This is a genomic window from Naumannella halotolerans (genome assembly GCF_004364645.1).
Taxonomy (GTDB): domain Bacteria; phylum Actinomycetota; class Actinomycetes; order Propionibacteriales; family Propionibacteriaceae; genus Naumannella; species Naumannella halotolerans.
Genome location: NZ_SOAW01000002.1, coordinates 306,098 through 322,178 on the forward strand (window position 1 = coordinate 306,098; position 16,081 = coordinate 322,178).

At 63.5% G+C, this 16,081-nt stretch carries 26 protein-coding genes; all 26 read right to left on the reverse strand.

Annotated elements, in window-relative coordinates:
• The 26 genes from CLV29_RS12510 to CLV29_RS17075 all read right to left on the reverse strand — a co-directional run bounded on the left by CLV29_RS12510 (position 1) and on the right by CLV29_RS17075 (position 16,064).
• Complete coding sequence (locus tag CLV29_RS12510; RefSeq protein ID WP_133755411.1) at positions 1–372, reverse strand: hypothetical protein; 372 nt, start codon at positions 370–372, stop codon at positions 1–3.
• A gap of 92 nt (positions 373–464) precedes the next feature.
• Positions 465–1,058 carry a hypothetical protein gene (locus CLV29_RS12515; protein WP_133755412.1) on the reverse strand — a complete coding sequence of 198 codons (594 nt, stop codon included), beginning with the start codon at positions 1,056–1,058 and terminating at the stop codon, positions 465–467.
• An 86-nt stretch (positions 1,059–1,144) separates the two neighbouring features.
• Positions 1,145–1,663 carry a phage tail tube protein gene (locus CLV29_RS12520; protein ID WP_133755413.1) on the reverse strand — a complete coding sequence of 173 codons (519 nt, stop codon included), beginning with the start codon at positions 1,661–1,663 and terminating at the stop codon, positions 1,145–1,147.
• 2 nt (positions 1,664–1,665) lie between these two features.
• Positions 1,666–1,896 carry a hypothetical protein gene (locus CLV29_RS12525; RefSeq protein WP_133755414.1) on the reverse strand — a complete coding sequence of 77 codons (231 nt, stop codon included), beginning with the start codon at positions 1,894–1,896 and terminating at the stop codon, positions 1,666–1,668.
• Positions 1,893–2,294: a hypothetical protein gene (locus CLV29_RS12530; RefSeq protein WP_133755415.1), complete on the reverse strand. Its 402-nt coding sequence runs from the start codon at positions 2,292–2,294 to the stop codon at positions 1,893–1,895. Before CLV29_RS12530 ends, CLV29_RS12525 begins: the two co-directional genes overlap by 4 nt.
• A complete protein-coding gene (locus CLV29_RS12535; protein ID WP_133755416.1) occupies positions 2,291–2,644 on the reverse strand; it encodes an HK97-gp10 family putative phage morphogenesis protein in 354 nt (117 codons plus the stop codon). The genes CLV29_RS12530 and CLV29_RS12535 overlap by 4 nt, the downstream gene beginning before the upstream one ends.
• A gap of 8 nt (positions 2,645–2,652) precedes the next feature.
• Positions 2,653–3,360: a DUF6093 family protein gene (locus tag CLV29_RS12540; protein WP_133755417.1), complete on the reverse strand. Its 708-nt coding sequence runs from the start codon at positions 3,358–3,360 to the stop codon at positions 2,653–2,655.
• Entirely contained in the window at positions 3,360–3,836 is a 477-nt protein-coding gene (locus CLV29_RS12545; RefSeq protein WP_133755418.1) for a hypothetical protein, read from the reverse strand. Before CLV29_RS12545 ends, CLV29_RS12540 begins: the two co-directional genes overlap by 1 nt.
• 2 nt (positions 3,837–3,838) lie before the next feature.
• Positions 3,839–3,976: a hypothetical protein gene (locus CLV29_RS16245; RefSeq protein WP_166649262.1), complete on the reverse strand. Its 138-nt coding sequence runs from the start codon at positions 3,974–3,976 to the stop codon at positions 3,839–3,841.
• A 12-nt stretch (positions 3,977–3,988) separates the two neighbouring features.
• Positions 3,989–5,188: a phage major capsid protein gene (locus CLV29_RS12550; RefSeq protein WP_133755419.1), complete on the reverse strand. Its 1,200-nt coding sequence runs from the start codon at positions 5,186–5,188 to the stop codon at positions 3,989–3,991.
• On the reverse strand, positions 5,185–6,006 hold the full coding sequence (locus CLV29_RS12555; RefSeq protein WP_133755420.1) for an HK97 family phage prohead protease: 822 nt from the start codon (positions 6,004–6,006) through the stop codon (positions 5,185–5,187). The genes CLV29_RS12550 and CLV29_RS12555 overlap by 4 nt, the downstream gene beginning before the upstream one ends.
• A gap of 7 nt (positions 6,007–6,013) precedes the next feature.
• Complete coding sequence (locus CLV29_RS12560) at positions 6,014–7,291, reverse strand: phage portal protein (protein WP_133755421.1); 1,278 nt, start codon at positions 7,289–7,291, stop codon at positions 6,014–6,016.
• 16 nt (positions 7,292–7,307) lie between these two features.
• On the reverse strand, positions 7,308–9,902 hold the full coding sequence (locus CLV29_RS12565; protein ID WP_166649263.1) for a terminase TerL endonuclease subunit: 2,595 nt from the start codon (positions 9,900–9,902) through the stop codon (positions 7,308–7,310).
• A 235-nt stretch (positions 9,903–10,137) separates the two neighbouring features.
• On the reverse strand, positions 10,138–10,536 hold the full coding sequence (locus CLV29_RS12570; RefSeq protein ID WP_166649264.1) for a P27 family phage terminase small subunit: 399 nt from the start codon (positions 10,534–10,536) through the stop codon (positions 10,138–10,140).
• Positions 10,537–11,308: 772 nt separating this feature from the next.
• Positions 11,309–11,896, reverse strand: a complete 588-nt coding sequence (locus CLV29_RS12575) for a GIY-YIG nuclease family protein (protein WP_133755424.1) — start codon at positions 11,894–11,896, stop codon at positions 11,309–11,311.
• A 119-nt stretch (positions 11,897–12,015) separates the two neighbouring features.
• Positions 12,016–12,759, reverse strand: coding sequence for a MerR family transcriptional regulator (locus tag CLV29_RS12580; protein WP_133755425.1), 744 nt, complete (start codon positions 12,757–12,759; stop codon positions 12,016–12,018).
• Between the two features lie 214 nt (positions 12,760–12,973).
• Positions 12,974–13,309 (reverse strand): hypothetical protein, encoded by a 336-nt coding sequence (locus CLV29_RS12585; protein ID WP_133755426.1) that lies wholly within the window; start codon positions 13,307–13,309, stop codon positions 12,974–12,976.
• A 504-nt stretch (positions 13,310–13,813) separates the two neighbouring features.
• Positions 13,814–14,263, reverse strand: a complete 450-nt coding sequence (locus tag CLV29_RS12590) for a hypothetical protein (RefSeq protein WP_133755427.1) — start codon at positions 14,261–14,263, stop codon at positions 13,814–13,816.
• Complete coding sequence (locus CLV29_RS12595) at positions 14,248–14,511, reverse strand: hypothetical protein (RefSeq protein ID WP_133755428.1); 264 nt, start codon at positions 14,509–14,511, stop codon at positions 14,248–14,250. Before CLV29_RS12595 ends, CLV29_RS12590 begins: the two co-directional genes overlap by 16 nt.
• Positions 14,508–14,741, reverse strand: coding sequence for a hypothetical protein (locus CLV29_RS12600; protein WP_133755429.1), 234 nt, complete (start codon positions 14,739–14,741; stop codon positions 14,508–14,510). Before CLV29_RS12600 ends, CLV29_RS12595 begins: the two co-directional genes overlap by 4 nt.
• Positions 14,738–15,025 carry a hypothetical protein gene (locus tag CLV29_RS12605; protein ID WP_133755430.1) on the reverse strand — a complete coding sequence of 96 codons (288 nt, stop codon included), beginning with the start codon at positions 15,023–15,025 and terminating at the stop codon, positions 14,738–14,740. The genes CLV29_RS12600 and CLV29_RS12605 overlap by 4 nt, the downstream gene beginning before the upstream one ends.
• Positions 15,022–15,417 carry a hypothetical protein gene (locus CLV29_RS12610; RefSeq protein ID WP_133755431.1) on the reverse strand — a complete coding sequence of 132 codons (396 nt, stop codon included), beginning with the start codon at positions 15,415–15,417 and terminating at the stop codon, positions 15,022–15,024. The genes CLV29_RS12605 and CLV29_RS12610 overlap by 4 nt, the downstream gene beginning before the upstream one ends.
• Positions 15,414–15,596, reverse strand: coding sequence for a hypothetical protein (locus tag CLV29_RS12615; protein WP_133755432.1), 183 nt, complete (start codon positions 15,594–15,596; stop codon positions 15,414–15,416). The genes CLV29_RS12610 and CLV29_RS12615 overlap by 4 nt, the downstream gene beginning before the upstream one ends.
• On the reverse strand, positions 15,593–15,784 hold the full coding sequence (locus tag CLV29_RS12620) for a hypothetical protein (RefSeq protein ID WP_133755433.1): 192 nt from the start codon (positions 15,782–15,784) through the stop codon (positions 15,593–15,595). The genes CLV29_RS12615 and CLV29_RS12620 overlap by 4 nt, the downstream gene beginning before the upstream one ends.
• Positions 15,781–15,930 (reverse strand): hypothetical protein, encoded by a 150-nt coding sequence (locus CLV29_RS16250; protein ID WP_166649265.1) that lies wholly within the window; start codon positions 15,928–15,930, stop codon positions 15,781–15,783. The genes CLV29_RS12620 and CLV29_RS16250 overlap by 4 nt, the downstream gene beginning before the upstream one ends.
• On the reverse strand, positions 15,930–16,064 hold the full coding sequence (locus tag CLV29_RS17075) for a hypothetical protein (RefSeq protein WP_279586488.1): 135 nt from the start codon (positions 16,062–16,064) through the stop codon (positions 15,930–15,932). Before CLV29_RS17075 ends, CLV29_RS16250 begins: the two co-directional genes overlap by 1 nt.
• Between the last annotated feature and the right edge of the window lie 17 nt (positions 16,065–16,081).

Here is a 16,081-nt window from a genome sequence, read left to right on the forward strand (position 1 = left end):
TCACCGCCCTCTCTTGGAAAGATCAACACCGGCAGCGCGCAACTCCGCTATCTGCCGTTCGTTCAGTTCGCGGATCTGCTCATACGTCATCGCCCGCCATACCCGCGCCCCGGGTGTCGGATACTGCTTGTTCTTGCGGGCCTTCTCGTCCTTCTCAGCCCACTTCTGCTGCTCCACCTCAACCGCAGCGCACGCGTCGCACACGTCGAACACGCCGCCCCACTTCTGGCCCTTACCGTCAACCCGGTGCAGCGTCTCGGACAGGTGGTGGCCGCACAGGTGAACCTCGGCCTTGTAGTTGTTCCACTCATCCATCAGCAAGATCGCCTGCGGGGTCCACATCGTTTCGGTTTCCGCAACGGACTCGACCATCCGGCCCTCGCCGTCATACCGGTAGGTGGTGGTCGTCTTCGGTGTTTGCCCGAGCAGGTACAGCGGAGAGATGCCGTACCTGTCCGCGATTTCTAGGCGCCGCCGGACTTCCGGGCTGTTGCGTATCGCTTCACGGCTTTTGGGGCATCATCACGCCGCAGGTGTAGCGGCCACATCTCAGACACGATGGCCTGCTTGTCCGCCGGCGACAGGTGATCGAGTGCCTCGGCCCAGTCGTTTCTGCTGGTGCCGGTGTCCTCGCCGTACTTCAACAACTCGACATACGACTGCTTCGCCAACTCCAGACCGACAGCCTCGTAGTCCTCAGCGCGGGCCTTCTTGACCACCGCATCATCGGCATCGTCGGGCAGGGTGCGTTCCCGGCCGCCGAAGTCCTCGACGATCTTGTCGTAGCGGGCGGCGTCCAGAGCGCGGAACACCGCCTCGAACGTGGCATCCGCGATCTGCACATCCAGCTGGTCGATCCGATCGTCCAGGTCTTTCGTGTCGACCACGGACTGGCCGCCGTACCGGAGCACCTTCTTCTCCCCATCAGCGATCTTCTGCTGCCGCTCCGCGTCCAGTTCGGCACGCTCGCTGAGCAGCCGATCATCAGCCATGCACAACAGGTGCCGGTAGGTGGGCGAGAACTCGCCCGACTTCACCAGCTTCAAGAACTCAGACATGCGTTTCCTTTCGAGACTCCCGAGACGCCGAGACAGACCTGGCCCCGCGCACGTCTCGGGATGCGCGGGGCCAGGAGTAGAAGGGATCAGGCGACGAGTGCAACGTCCTGCTTGATCTCGCCGGTCACCCGGAACGAGATGGTCGACCGGATCAGCGCACCCTCGGTGTCGTCGATCTCCTCACGGGTCACGAGGATCACCTCGACGGGGATCAGGTCACCAACCTCAGCCGCGGCGAGCGACTTCCGCGAGTCCAGGCCGCGACGGTCGAACAGCACCCACTTAGTGCCTTCCTTCAGGTTCCGGTAGGCGACGTAGTTTTCGTCGTCGGGATCCTGCGGGTTGTACACGACGGTGATCGGGTTGGCCGACGGTTCCTTCCGTCCGGCGCCCTGGATGGTCTGCGCCAGGCAGTACCGGGTCTGGGTCACGGTGGAACGTTCGATGCTGTACGACCAGTTCATCAGGTCGCACGACAGGTTGAACCCGGTCGGCGGCGCGAACTCGGCAACCGACGGCTTGGAATGATCAGCGACGGCCGGTGCAGCGAACACCGACCCATTGCCGGCAGCGGAGAAGCCTTCGGGAATCGTGGTGAGGGTCATGGTCAGTCCTTCTTCGTTGGGGTCGGTGTGTCCTTCGGCTCCGACTTGGGCGTCTCGGCCTTCCCCGACTTGTTCGGGGTGGTCTTGAACTTCGGCGGCAGCAGCTCGCCGTGGTTGTTCACCGCCGGGTGATCGGGAAGAACAGTCAGATGGTCGGACCGTTCAGCGATCTGCTTGGTGGTGGAGTAGTGGTGCCCGGTCGTCTTGTCGGACACACGCACAAACTCAGTCATGATGGGTAGCTCCTTGGGATCGTTACTCGATAGGTGAGAGTCATCGACGCCCGCCGATCACCCTCCGGCCCGTCCCACAACAGCGGGCCGGACGAAACCTCACGCAAACGGCCAGCGCCGCCCGACACGACCGGGGACCGGTCCGTCAACGCGGCGCGCACATGATCAACACCGAACCGCACCCCGGCAGCATCAACAGCAGCAACAACCACCCGCACCGCGAACGACACCCGCCGCGACAACTGCTCGTAGGTGACCGGTGTCGCAAGGCCGGTGTCGCCGTACACGCACGCATACACACGCGTCGGAGTCGTGGCCGGCGGGGTGCCGTCGAAGATCAGCAACGGCGTCGGCTCCAACAGCCCGAGCACACCCGTGCTCACCGCCTGGGCGGTCACCGCAGAATCCTGTCCACAGCCCGCTGCAACGCCCGGTCCAACGCCTTCTCCACTGGCACCGACGCCGGCTCCAGAAACGGGTGCGGCGCCGACCGTGCAGTGCCCGCTTCGACCATCGCACCGTAGAACGCGGTGGGGCCGACCTCGACGGTCACACTGTCCCGGGTCACCGTCACCGTCGACTCGATCGACCTGGCCAGCCGTCCACTGTCGCGCGGCGCAAGGCGGCGGGCGCCGTCTCGCAAGCCATCCCCGGCCGACCGGACAGCGACAGCAACATCAGCGCCGAGCCGTTCAGGGTCTTTCCGCAGCGCCTCGGCCAAACGCCGAAGCCCGTCCTGACGTGCCATACCGCCTCCTAGTCCAAGACGACGTGACAGATCAGTTCGCGCTCCATCGCCCAATTCGGGTTACCGTCGCCCAGGTTCAACACCTCGAGCACCCGGCCGACCATGTCCGGATCGCCCATCCCAACGGCGCCGGTAACGACGAGGAACATGGACGTTTCGACACCGGTCACATCGCCGGCCATGCGGACCGTGTAAGACCGCAGCGTCACGTCCTGACCGCCGGCGGTCACAGTTCCCCGACCGACACCGACAGCGGTGATCGACACCGGCACACCCGGCCGGAACACCGGCCCATTCATGTACACGAACTCGCCGAGCTCGTTGGTGCGTCGTTCTCTCGGCCCGGTGTGAATGTCGACCACGAAGTTGTGCGGCAGCCGGGTGTTCGCCCGCACCTCAATACCGGGGGCCCATCCGGTGAATGGTGACCGCCACGGGAACGGGCGCGCCGCGACGATCATCTCCACACCCCGAACGACAAGCCTGTCGAGCTGGGTCACATCAGTGCCGGTCGGCATGATGATCGTGTAGTCGAACGTTCCCTTGCTGTGTTCGGCATCAGACAGGTCGTCGGTGCCGGACAGCCACACCGCACAACCCTCGACCGGAATGTCTGTGGCGTTGGCCCAGTCCAGAACAGTCCGGTTCGGGTTGTCCGGATCTGTGGGCTGAGCGGCGCGGCGGATAGTGACGGTCTCACCGAACACGAAATCCATCAGGGCCTCACGGGAAGCACATACGCACCCAACACCCGTTCCATCAGGTCATGCGACCCAAGATTCACGGCAAGTGGCGAACCGTAGCTGACATTGATCGGGCCAGCAGCCTGGGATTGCGCACCAGCAGGCACCTTGTCGAGCTCCGTCAGTACCGCCGCCAAACGGGCAATCCCCGCGGGGCATTCGGAATACCCGTGAGTGAATGTCACCGAAACCCCGCGCAGCTTGTTCGTCCAACAGCCGCGGATGAACCCCGCAGATGACCATTCCGGGTTCAGCACTTCCCGCCCGTCGTTGACAACCTCGCCAACAGAAACAACCCGCAGTGTTGGCAGTGATAGGACTGAGTTGCCCGAACCGTCCAAGACGATCGTCTCAGTGATTTCGGGGGCGATGTGCCATCCGCAGTAGGCGCGGATCGCGGCCTCCACACTGGGATCAACCCCAGGGGCCAGTTCGGGCAACTCAGCCATGATCAGCCTTCCTTGTTGGACTGCCGCGGAGACCGCTTGCGGTGCTCCACCGGCTGATCGTTCGATTCCTTCTTCGGCTTCGGCGCGTGTTCCGGTCGGTAACGCACACCGTTGATCACGACCATCTTGTGGTCAGCCATGACAGCCTCCGATCAGGCAGTGAGTTCCACGACCGCGACTTCACGCGGGCTGTAGAACACCTGCATCGCGGTCAACTCTGCACGCACGTACGCCATGTTCCGCTGTGCGTAGTCCTTGTGCTGATTGAAAGCCAGCACCGACAGCGGGGTCTGCTCCAGCAGTTGCACCGAGCCGAAGTTGCCGACCAAGGCAGTGCCGGCCGCGATCCGGTTCGACTTGACCAGACGCACACCGAACGGGGTCGGGTTCAGCGACTGAGCCAGAGGGTTCCCGAGCAGATACCCGACACCGGCCTCCTTGAGCAGAGCCAGCTTCCACGCATCGGCCGGATTCATCACCAGAGCCTGCGGGGCAGCCTGCACGGTCTCGATCTTCGCCAGCGCACCAGCGATGGTGGTGATCACGTCGGTGTCGAACGCCTGCTGCTGAACACCAGTGGTGGTGAGGATGCCCTCGATGCCGGCGGTGGCGTCACCGTTCAGCAGCACGTCCTCAACCTTGTTCCGGACGTGCTGGACGATCCGGGTCTGCATGTACGCGGCAAGGGCACCGTCGTTCAACAGGGTCTGGTTCGTCACGTCGAAACCATCGGCGTACACGTACGACTTGGCCTCACCGGCATCGGTCGCCAGGTCCGACAGGGGCTTCAACTGGCCCTCAGGGACGATGGCGGCGTTGTCGGTCTCGGACACGATCCGGCTGTACTTCATGTACGAGGTGTTGGTGCGGCCGGTCGTGACCAGATCGAGGAACGTGAACGGCTCATCGAGTAGGTCCGTCCGGTATCCCGGGATCACGGCCGGGTTCGACGTGGCCTGGCCAAGATCGGTGGTCAGGGTCGCCTTCCGGCCGATGCCCAGATCCCCCAGGCCGCCGATGCCCTTCGCCTCAATGTTGATCGCGCCAGTGGTGGAACCGGACTGAACGAACGACTTGTAGCCTTCGGACTTGATGAACCGGTCACCCAGCGACCCGGACTTCTCATCCGCCGGCACGTCCGCCTTCACAGAAGGAACACCAGCGAGCTCGGAGACCAGGGCGGTGGCCTTGGTGTGCTTCTCCCAGTTGTCGAGGATGGTGTTGTACTCGGTAGCCTTCTCCTGAACGGTGTCAGCCTCCTGCGGGGTGAGGTCTCGGCCCTCAGCCTTCGCCCCATCCACGAGGGACTGCATATCAGCTTTCAGCTGATCAAGTTGAGCAGTAACGCTCATGATGCGCTCCTTTCGAGCGTGTTGATGGTGACGACCGCCTGAGCCATCGCGGACCCCATGCCGGACTTGATCGCGGACGCCTCGCCTGTGGGGGACGCGCTGGCTTCAAGTTCGGCGGGCTGGCTTGCCTCATCGGTCTCTGCCGGCCCAGACAGGCCGGAAGTCTTCTGCGTGTGCCCACCGTCGTGAGCTTCCTCAGTGGGGGAGTCATCCGACTCGTCGTCCCCGGCAGCCGCACCGATCGCCGCGGACAACGAGTCCCGGGCGGCGACCAACTCGTCATAGTCGGCGTCCGACAGCACCCTCGCCGCCTTTGCCATGTGCGCCGCCTTCGCGGACAACAGTGCAGTCTCCTGGTTCACACCGACCAGGCACGGGCCGACTTCGTACACCTTCAACTTCCGCAGCTCGTTGATGGTCTCACCGTCCTGTTTCTGCTCAGCAGACTCCAGCACGTCGAACGCGAACGAAAACTGGCGGATACGGCGGCCCTTCAACAGCCGGTGCACTTGCGCCGCGGTCTTGTTCTCGGCAATGTCTTCGATCACACCGCGAATCCACAATCCGTCGTCGCGTTCCTCAACGGCCAACACGCGGCCGATGTGCGCGAACGGGTCATCCCAACGATGGGACCACACGATCGGCATGGGAGAATCGCCCGACCAACTCGTGATGTCCTCAGCGAAAGCGCCCTTCACGATCCGATCGCCGTACGAATCGACGTTCCACGCGGCGACGATCGCCTCAAACTCGCCATCGGAAAGGCCGTCTGCTTCTCCGACCGCCTTCACCTCGACGGCATAGTTCTTGGTATCCATCAGTCCCTCACTGTTCGTTCTGGGTTCCGCTGTCTTGCGGGTTCGCCTGGCCGCCCTCGACCACGTTCAGAGGCGTGATCAACTCGTCTCCACCTTCAATCGGGGGGCGGTTCTCCATCGCCCGAGCCTCGTTCCGGGTCAGCCACGGGCCACCTACAGCTGCCTGCTTGACCTTCGCCTGTTCCTCGAACGATCCCCGCAACTTCACATCCACGTTCGCTTCGATGTACCGGTCACTGTCCGGCGGCAGAAGCTGCGCATTCAACGCATCCTCCAAGTTCTTGATGTAAGGGCCCAGGTTGTCCCGATAAGCCATCTGCCGGAACGCCTGCACGTTGCTGTACGTGCCCTCACGTGCACCGATCAACTCCGGCGCAATGTGGAACGCAGTTGCAACCTCCACACCCGTCAACTGGCGACCCTGAATGTCCTGCAACTCCTGCGGGCTAAAGATCTTCGTCTCGTGAATCTGCAGATCGCCCAGATACGGCAACCCGCCGGAACGGTTCCCGTCACGTCCATGCGATGCGGCCAACTGGTTCCGCAGACGTTCGATCTTGTCGGGGTCCTTCATCATCTTGTCCCCACCAGTCAGATAACCGGGTGCGCGGGTTCCGTTGTCCCACACCTGCCTGCGCCACTTCACCGCCTCCGACGCCTCATCCAGCACGTCACGCAATGTGTACACAGGCGACAACCCGGCAGTGCGCGGCGCGTAACCGTGGTCGAACACCACCGCCTCCAGCGGGATGATCTTCCACTGCAATGACTCGTCCAGGTTCTTGTCGCCCACCCAGTAGGCGACCTCTGTGACGCGGCCCAACTCGTCAGTCTTGAACTTCAACCGCCACGCCGGGACGTGCACAAAGTCAGTGGCGCGGCCATCCGTGCCCGGGACGACCAGAAACGCCCACCTGTCATACAGGCAACCGTCAGCAATGATCGCCTCCCAGAACCGGGACGGCGACAGACGCTTCTGCGGGGACCGCAGCGCGACCGCGACCGGATCATCATGCACCCGCCGTCGGTCAGTGTCCGACACCCGCTCATACATGTGCAGGGGGATCGTGGACACATTCCGGGCGATGTACCCGACCACCTTCCGCAAGTTTGGCTGTGAAGCCCAGAACGCCTCGGCAGCATGCATCTCCAACGCCGGCAGCAACGGCGTCCCAGGGTCCGCCACGGCCACACCCATGTACGGGTTGTACGGCTCCGGCAACACCCGCTGCGCAGGGTCGTACGAATCAATCTCCCCGCCGAAGACACGCTGAAACCAGCCCATATGCGCCCCTCCCGGCTCAGAAGACGATCAGGTCGTCATGATTGTCGTACGCCGACCTCGCCTGCTCCGAAGCGAGCACCACATGCAACGCCGTAATCGCCGCCGACATGCCGTCGATCTTGTCCATTGATTTCGCCTTGTCCGGCTTCACATTCCCGTTACTGTCCACCTGGGCGCGCAGATTGTCAGCCATCCACCGCGCCACCGGGTTACCCCCGTGCCGGAACAGTGGCCGCCTCGACGTGCCAGCCCGGATCAGCCGATCCAGTTCCTTCATCGGCGCGGACAGGCTCTGCACACCCTGGCGGACTGTTTCGACCGGGGCGCCGTCCTCTTGCAGATCATTCAGCAGCTGAGTCGCGTTCCACGGGTCAGCGCCCAAACCCTCCACATCGAACACATCCATGTCGGTGTTGATCTGGGTCCGGATGAAGTTGTAGTCCGTCACATCACCCGGCGTGAGCGTCAACCAACCGTCAGCAACCCAAGACGACGCGGTACGGGCAGTGCGGCCATCCAACGCATCCAGCGACGCCTCAGGAATCCAGAACCGCCACAGCGCGTCATATCCGCCACTGTCGTCCGGGAACAGCCAAGCCAACGCCGTCACATCAGACACCGACGCCAAGTCCAGGCCGCCGATCGCCCGCCGGCCGGCAAGCTCCTTCTCGTCAACAATGCCGCGATTCGCGTCCCACTTCGCCAAGTCGATGAACGCAGCATCCAAACGGGCACGAATCCCGCAATGCAGCCGCATGAACGACGCCTTGCCAGCACTCGATGACTGAGCCTTAGCCGCAGCCGACTCCAACGACGACTTAGACGGCGTAACCGGATACAACGGGTTCGCCTTGATCCACGTCGACTCCGCAAACGGATCATCGTCATCATCGGCGGCGAACACCACCCCATACATCGCAGGGGCCTTAATAGTCCGCTTCGCGACCTTCTCAACCATGTCGCGGCGCTGCGCATAAACGCTAGTGGTCTGACCGTCATCAGCAGTGGTGATGATGAACACCAACGGCTGCGACCTCGCACCCGTACCGGACTCGATCGCCTCCAGCAGGTCAGGTGACTTGTGAACGTGCAGCTCGTCAATCAGGCCGCAGTGCACGTTCGCGCCATGGGCCAAGTCACCGCGAGACGACACGGCTTTCACGACAGACCCATCCGCGTCGCGCACAATCTTGCCCTGCAAAGCGCGAACACCCGCATCCGCCAGCACCTTCGAACCACGCGCAACCTGCGCCAGCGGGAAGAACGCCGCCCCCGCCTGATCCTTCGATGCCGCACCCAGCAGCACCTCAGACCCAGCCTCACCATCAGCGAAGCCCATAATCATCGCCAAGCCAGACACCAGACTCGTGTTGTGCGTGACCATCAGTTCGCGGCCGGCGAGGAACAGCCCGTCTTCGCGGTCGACCTTGATACACCGAGTCGGGACCGAATCGACCGGCTCAATCGATTTGATACTGACTACGAACCGGTTGCCCTTCATGGACGGGCGACCGCACCGTTCCATCTTCCGTGTCAGTCGAAAAACAGGCGGGTCACCTTCGGCAACATGGAAGCATGCCCGGTAGTGGGTACCGACCTGGCGTCCGTCAATGACAGCCGGCCCGCTGCTCACGGTGGAACGGAAACCCAGCGTTCGCGCCAGCGTCGCCACACTCCGGACTAGATCCTCGTTGACTCCCGAGAAGGACGCCTTGCCCCGGTCCGCGTCGATGGTTCCATCTGTGTCCATCAGGCCCTGCAGCAGCGCCAACCGCTGCTCGAACGATGCCGTCATGTACTCACTCGGAATGTGTTTGTTCCCGAGCAATCCCGCCACCCGTAGCGAAGTTCGTAAGCCCGGAACAGTGACAGTCCAGCACGTCCGGTGCCGGCGCGCCGACACCTCGCCGCCCAACAGTTCACTCATGGCATCAATGTCGTCGAAGCCGACCGAAATTGCGCCACTCGCCGTTGTGCCATCGCCAAGCCAGACGCCGAGCCGGTACGGATCAACTGGGAGGCTAGCCTCACCCGTCACCAGCGCATGCTGCCGTGGAAGCGACCACCGGTACTCCGGCCGTGCCACACCGCGCGTGACGCCCCGATCAACAAGCTCTTGCGTGGTGAGCGTCAGCCAGCGCTCACCACCCCGGCTCGCTTTATGCTGTCGATCCTTGACGGTCCATAGATGCTCAGCATCAGCAACGACAGTCCGACCATCAGTCGTCGTCACCCGATAGCAATCGCGGCCAGTGAACACTTCACTGGTGTGTGTCACCCGCGTTGGTCGGCCGTCCGCGCCGAACACATGATCCCCTGGCATCAACTCGCCCATCGTGGACCAGCCGCCCGGAGTCAAGATCTCCGTGTCGAGCGCGAGCGCCTTGCCGCCCTTGCGGGGCATCTCCACATACACGTCACGGATGATCCGGACAAGATTCCCGTCATCATCAGGCCGCAACCAGCCAAACACCGGGGCAATGATGAAAGCCACCTGCACCGCGTTCGGCTCCAACGGCCGGCCAGCCCACTTACCTTTCGTATGCTTCAAGTGCCGCAAAGCCGCGATCCGCCGATCCACAGCATCAAAACTGAACACGGCGCCCTTCACATTCCGAGGCTCCGGAGTCCGCACACGAGGAACAATCGTCGGAATCGGGTACCCGCGAGCCTCCAGATACGCGAGCACTTCTCCCGACAGCGGGCTAGCTAAAGGGCGCTGTCGGGACATGGCTACCTCGCTCGCGTTCTCCTTGCGTACTCGGCAGCCGCAACCAAGATGTCAGGATTGTTGAGAAAGAATCCGATCCCGGCATTACACCGAGGACACAGAGTAGGGTCTGAGATCAGCCGCCAGCGGCCGACGCGAACGGGTTCTCGCCATCAGCGTCGCCCCTCTGGCTCGGCGTCCGCGCCCGCGACATGAAAGTCATCCCCAGCTGCTTCGCGTACTCCAAGAACGCGGCCGACTCCAACCGGAACACAGCCTCAGCAGGATGCTTCTTCTGACCACCATGCGCAGGATCATCAACCATCACGTCATCGACCTGACGAAACGCCCGACGCGCCATGATCATGTGCCGCAAACACATCTCGATCGCCGGCCCATCCGAAGACGTGACCAGCCCCGCCTTGTCAAGCTCGGGGACAACCTCATCCCACAACTCCGACAAACCCGGGTCAATCTCCACATCCTCCGGCTTCACAGGAGCCGTAGGCGGCACATCCGCAGCAGCAGAACCCACCGGAACAGCCGACAAATGCGAAGCGATCTTCAACTTCCCACGAGCACCCATGACGCCCCCTCACAAAAGATGAAAATGATTGTCGGTATGCGGCGGACCGACCGGCGGTGTCCGGGGCGGTTGGTGTTTGTGATCTGAACCCCCTTGGGGTCACCCCTGGCTGTTGCGTCCTTGGTGGGCGGTGCGGGTTCGGTGGCACGGTTCGCAGAGGCTGCGAGTCATGTTGATGTCGTATCGCTGTGTTGCGTAGTTGGTGCCGTCGATGTGGTCGACCTGTGTAGCGGGTTGGCCGCATTGTCGACACAGGGGTTCGATGGTGAGGCGTTGGGCTCGGACTTTGCGCCAGGCTCTGGTGCTTCCGCCTGTCCATGTCTTGGGTTTGCGCGCCCAGGGTTTGGTGCAGTGGGGGCAGTTGAGTTGGCGGTGTGTGGAGCAGCGTGTTGGTGCGCGGGTTGGCATCGCTTGGCTCCCGGTCGGGGTAGTGCCGGCCAGCTTGCTCGCCCCGATGTGGCCTTGGTGCGTTGTGGTTCGGGTGGTCGCGGCTGGCCGAACGTTTGGTTCGGCCCGGTGGTCGACGGGTGTTGCGCCATTGTGGCGGGGGAAACCGGCCGGGCCGAAGATGGTGGGGGGCAGTCAATCCCGGGGGATGACTACCAGTTAAAGGTCGGCCTCAGTCCAAGACCCTGCGTAAGGCCGTGGGTTGCCGAACATGGCCCGGGCCTCAGCGATCAAGGTGTCGAGCTTGAGCCGAGGCTGTTTCAGGGAATGACGTTCAGGTGGTGATTGCCTCGATGCGCTTGATGACAACCTTCCCTGTCGGATATCCCAGCATGATGCGGGCGCCGGTCGCAGACTCCCATCCATTACCTCTGACGCGGATGTTGAGTGCCGTCCCGTCGTGCCCTACATGCTCGATCACTGAACCCTTGCCGGTGACCGACGGCTTACCTTCGTTGCGAACGAACTTCAGCACGCCGCCGCCAGTCGCAGACACGATCACAATGCGACCCTGCTTGGTGATACCAGCGGTCAGCCACTTCGGCATTTCGTGTGCTGCGGGTGCGTCAGGTGCGGCGGTTGCCACATGCTGCATGTATGCGCGACGCGCCAGTTCTGATGCGGGATTCTGTTGCACATTGAAGGGAGGCTGGAACTCTGTGATGAGCAAGGACTCCCGGCTCAGTGCTTCCTTGCGCGTCTGGTAGTGCTCGATCTTCTGCGATGAGACGAACCCCCACCACGGCTTAGAGTTGTGCTCGTTGTTGCGACTCACGCCTCGTGCCGTGACGCCGACGTACAGCAAGACCTTGTGCCTGTCGTAGTAGCGATAGACGCTAGTGCTAGTATCTGTATCGCTCATCTTCTCTCCAATAGAAGTGGGCCAAGTCCCGGGGTGTTGGTAGCACCGCCGGGACGCTCATGTTCAGAACAGAGTTCTCCTGCGGACATTCTCACATGGGGGTGCGACCTTCGCAAGCATCACCCTGCGCGTCGCAATCGTGTCGCAGCCAGGCGCACCGCCTCCAAGTTGTAGAGCGCGGCATTCCTTGCCCGTCGAACCGGGGTGATGGCCCCGCTCTTCGCCCATCGGTGAAGGGTCTTCACGGGTATGTCGATCATGCCCGCGATCTCGGAGAGCGGATAGTCGGATAGCCGGTACGCTCGCCTGACGGCCTCATGTCTGTCCACCAGGTGCCCGTTCTCGCATTGCTCGGCATAGAACCTTGGTCCCTCGGCAGTCTCCCTGAGTTCCGGGAAGATCGAACCGTGGCACCCATGGGTTGTGCAGTCGACCCGCAAGGGCTTCGGGACCCTGGCCATGTGTCGCAGTTCGGCGTGCACCCGCTGGATCCCGGCTTCCACGTCGACGCTCCACGGCTGCCTCATCCACCACGCCGATGTGAGTCGCAGCCATTCGCAGATACCGGACCAGGTGTCGCTCGGCCAGTCGGGAATGTCGGCGGTGCGCCCGGGTTCGTCGGCCATCTCCTCGATGATCATCTGCACGCTGGTGACGAGTTCGGCCCGGAGCCCGTTGCGTTCGCCCGGCATGGAGGCGTGCAGTGCAGCCACGTCGGTCGGGGGCCGGGATCCGGGTACGGACCGGCGGACATGGTCGGTGTGCAGTCCGGGGTTGGGTGCTCCTATAGCGAGGGTCATCTCGACTTCGGTGGCCAGTTCAACGATCTGCGCGAGGCGCTGCAGTGGGGTGAGCTCACTCATTGATGGTCTCCTTGGTCGCAAGCGGGTGTCTTCGGGGCTGTGTGGCGTTCTGGCGGGTTCGGGGGCTGGTCTGTGACCTCGGGGTCGGGTTGGGGGCTGGGATCGTCTGGGAGCAGCGCCAGGAGCCGCAGGGCGAGTGCTGTGCGTCCGGAGGTTTCGACGATCGCGGCGCAGGCGCGGATGAGGCCGCGTTCGGTGTCGGTGTAGGCGGGCATCAGTGGGCGGCCAGACGGTCGGCCCTGCAGCCTGCGCAGTGGTCTGCCCAGCCGCCGGGGTGGGTGGCGCATTCCTGGTCGCGGGTCGGGGGCGCCCAGGTGTCGGTGCGGATGGTGCGGCGCCAGTGCTCGTGGTCGGTGAAAGTGAGTGCCCTGGGTGTGCGGGATGCGGGGTCGAGGGCGGTGGCGATGGCGCCGTAGGCGAGGTCGGGGAGGTTGCGGTTGTGGGCGGCGACAGCGAGCGCGTCGAGGGTGGTGCGTTCGTCCCAGTCGCTGCGGATGGTGCGCAGGAGGGTGACGAGGGCGGTGGCTTGATGGCGGGTGACGGTGATCATCGAAGCGGCTCCCATCGGACGGCTCGTGCATGGCTGGTGTGCCCGCAGTCGCCGCAGGAGCCGCGGAACGGGGAGGTGGGCATCTCGGCCCTGCAGGGGTCGCATGCCCAGAACGTGTGGCCGCAGGGTGGGCAGCCGAGCCAGGCGGCGACGCGGCTGCATCCGAGGTCGTCGTAGTCGGTTTCGGTGCACTCACAGATCGGGTCGAAGTCGAGGTGCCCGATTTGTTGCTGCCGCTGCTTGAAATCCTCGCGCGTTACAGACTGCAGGGCGGAATTTGAAGCAACCACGAGCACTGAACCGAGGGCAGTCCGCAGTTCGGAGGGATGAGTCGTCTCGTCGACGTTCGCGGCGGCGATCTTGGTCTCGGAGAGAGACGTAACAGGAGTAGTTAGGTCTGAGTCTGAGTCTGAGTCTGACTTAGCCATCACGTTGCCATCGCTTTGCCATCGGTTTGCCATAGGCCCCGCCATGGCAGGTGCCATCGAGTTGCCATAGCGAATGTCATGCACTTTCGACCCCTTTCACCGGGTAGCAGTGTGGGCAGTCCTTCACTCTCTGACGTCTCGGCACATGCCATCTGTTGTGCGCGCCGAGCACCCCGCTCTGCGCCTTGGACTCCCGGAACGCCTGGATCTCCGCATCTGACCGGTTCCATCGCAGGTAGTCCGTCAGGAACCACGTATCGGCATCGACAGACTCCATGTGCCCCCGGTCGACGAGCTCCTTGATCGCAGTGCGCTTCGTCGCCAACCGGTTCAAGATCACGCTCGGAACACGGCCGTTGGATTCCTCACGACCGCAGTAGCAGATCGCTTCGATCAGCAGACGGAACGCCGAGTCGGACAGGGCAGCAACAGACCCCTTCTCCGGCATCCCCTGGTGCAACCGCACCGTAGGCCGCCCGTCGAAGTTCGGCAGGTCTCCGCTTCTCAGCATCAGTTCTCCTTCCACGAGTCGGCGAACGGCATCCCGCCGGCGACGAGTTGATCAAGTAGCAGTGACGACGCGGACCGCTGGCCGTCCTCATGCAGCGACACGACCTTCCGCAGCACCCGCATCGCCGGCTCCACATCGGCGCCCGCACTGGTTGGGCCGGCCAACTCGAGCCGGAACGCCGCCCGAACCGCATTCATCCGCGCCGACGACGACAGGGTCCGATCGAACGCCGCAACCCTCAACAGGTGAGGTGTGCCGATCACGCCGCCCCCTTCCCGAGCAGACGGATCGGGCCCGTCTGCCCACGCTCAGGAAACACGTGCCCACCCCACGTGCCGACCTCACGGTTCTTGCGGGCATGGTGGTAGCAGGCGAAGATCTCGGCACACGACCGGCAGATCGCGAGCTGCTGCATTTCGTCGCGCCGGTCGAACAGCGGATCGTTGCGGCAGGCGGCGTTCGGCAGGTCCGGCACCGTCACGGTCAGCTTCACCGGGCGGCCGTTCTGGCGCCGGCGGCGGGCAGATTCACGGTTGCATGTCGGGCTGGTCGGCGAAGGTGACGTCGAAGCCGCAACCGCGGCCGATCGTGCGCGGCGAGCATCCGGAAGTAGCAGTCCTCGAGTTTGATGTCGGCCCGTGACGTTTCGAGCAGCGCCCACTTCCGGCTGCAGGCTTCGGTGGCCGTGCCGGTCCACTGGTAGGTGTGGATGTGCACGGTGGGGTCGGTCGGGTTGTCGTGGAATCGGTTGGTTTGGGTGACGGTGAGGATGCTCATTCGGCACCGCCTGTCCTGTCGATGGCGACGCGGAGCATCTCGTCCACGTCCCACGGGTCGAAGATTCGCGTGTCGGTTTCCGGGTCGCGCCCACTGATCAACGAGTCCGCCAGTGTCCACACCCGGCCCAGCGCGGCCCGTGCCTCGTCCCGCTCAGTGGTGACCCGCTCCAACTCATCCAGTAGCTCGGGCGCGTTGTTCACCAGCGCCACGATCAGGTCGGCGTCCTCCCGGTCAAGAATGAGCGTCGCAATCGTATCGTCCTGCTCATCCCCTAATCGGGGTGCATGGATACTTCCCGCACCTTCCGGGGTGTGTTTCTCGTAGAACTCCCACGGCCCCGGGCTGGCGGCTGCCAGTTTGGCCCGCAGGTCCCGTACAAGATCACTCATGCTGCCCTCCTGTCGCGGATTTCGAACCGGCCACCCTCCGGCACACGCACCTCGTAGTCGTGGTGGCCGTTGTGGACCGAGTAGCGGCCCGGCGCGATCGTGCCGTGACTGATGTACGGGACAACCCAGTCGACTTCGCGGCCTGCGGCGTTGAACACGACGAACTCGCGGGCGGTCATGCGGTCACGTCCTTGATCAAGACGCCACGATTGGTGCGGCCGCACGCCTTGCACCACGGCGGCTTGCCGTCCCGATGCTGCGTGGCGTCATGTGCGCCGGGGCACACCCGATCCGTTTCGAGGAACAGCTTGCCCTCGGCACCGTCCGCCTCTTCTCGGAGATAGTCCAAATAGCTCTGATCGCTCATGCCGTAACCGCCCCGACGATGTGGATCGCAGCCCAGATCAGCGCCGCCACCACACCAAGCGCAGCGGCCAGTGCGATCAGCCAAATGGCGATCATGGCGCGGAATCCCTTGCGGAACTCGTCATCCATCCTGTTGAAGTCGTGCATCAGTCGTCCTGTTCGTCGATGTCGGTGTAGTCGTCCTGGGTGTTGATCACAGCCATCACCAGCACCACCAGACCGGCGGCCGTGAGAGCTGCGGCCGCGATGGTGGCGGCGAGGATGGGCATGGCCTTCGTCATGTCGCAGCCGTTTGGGT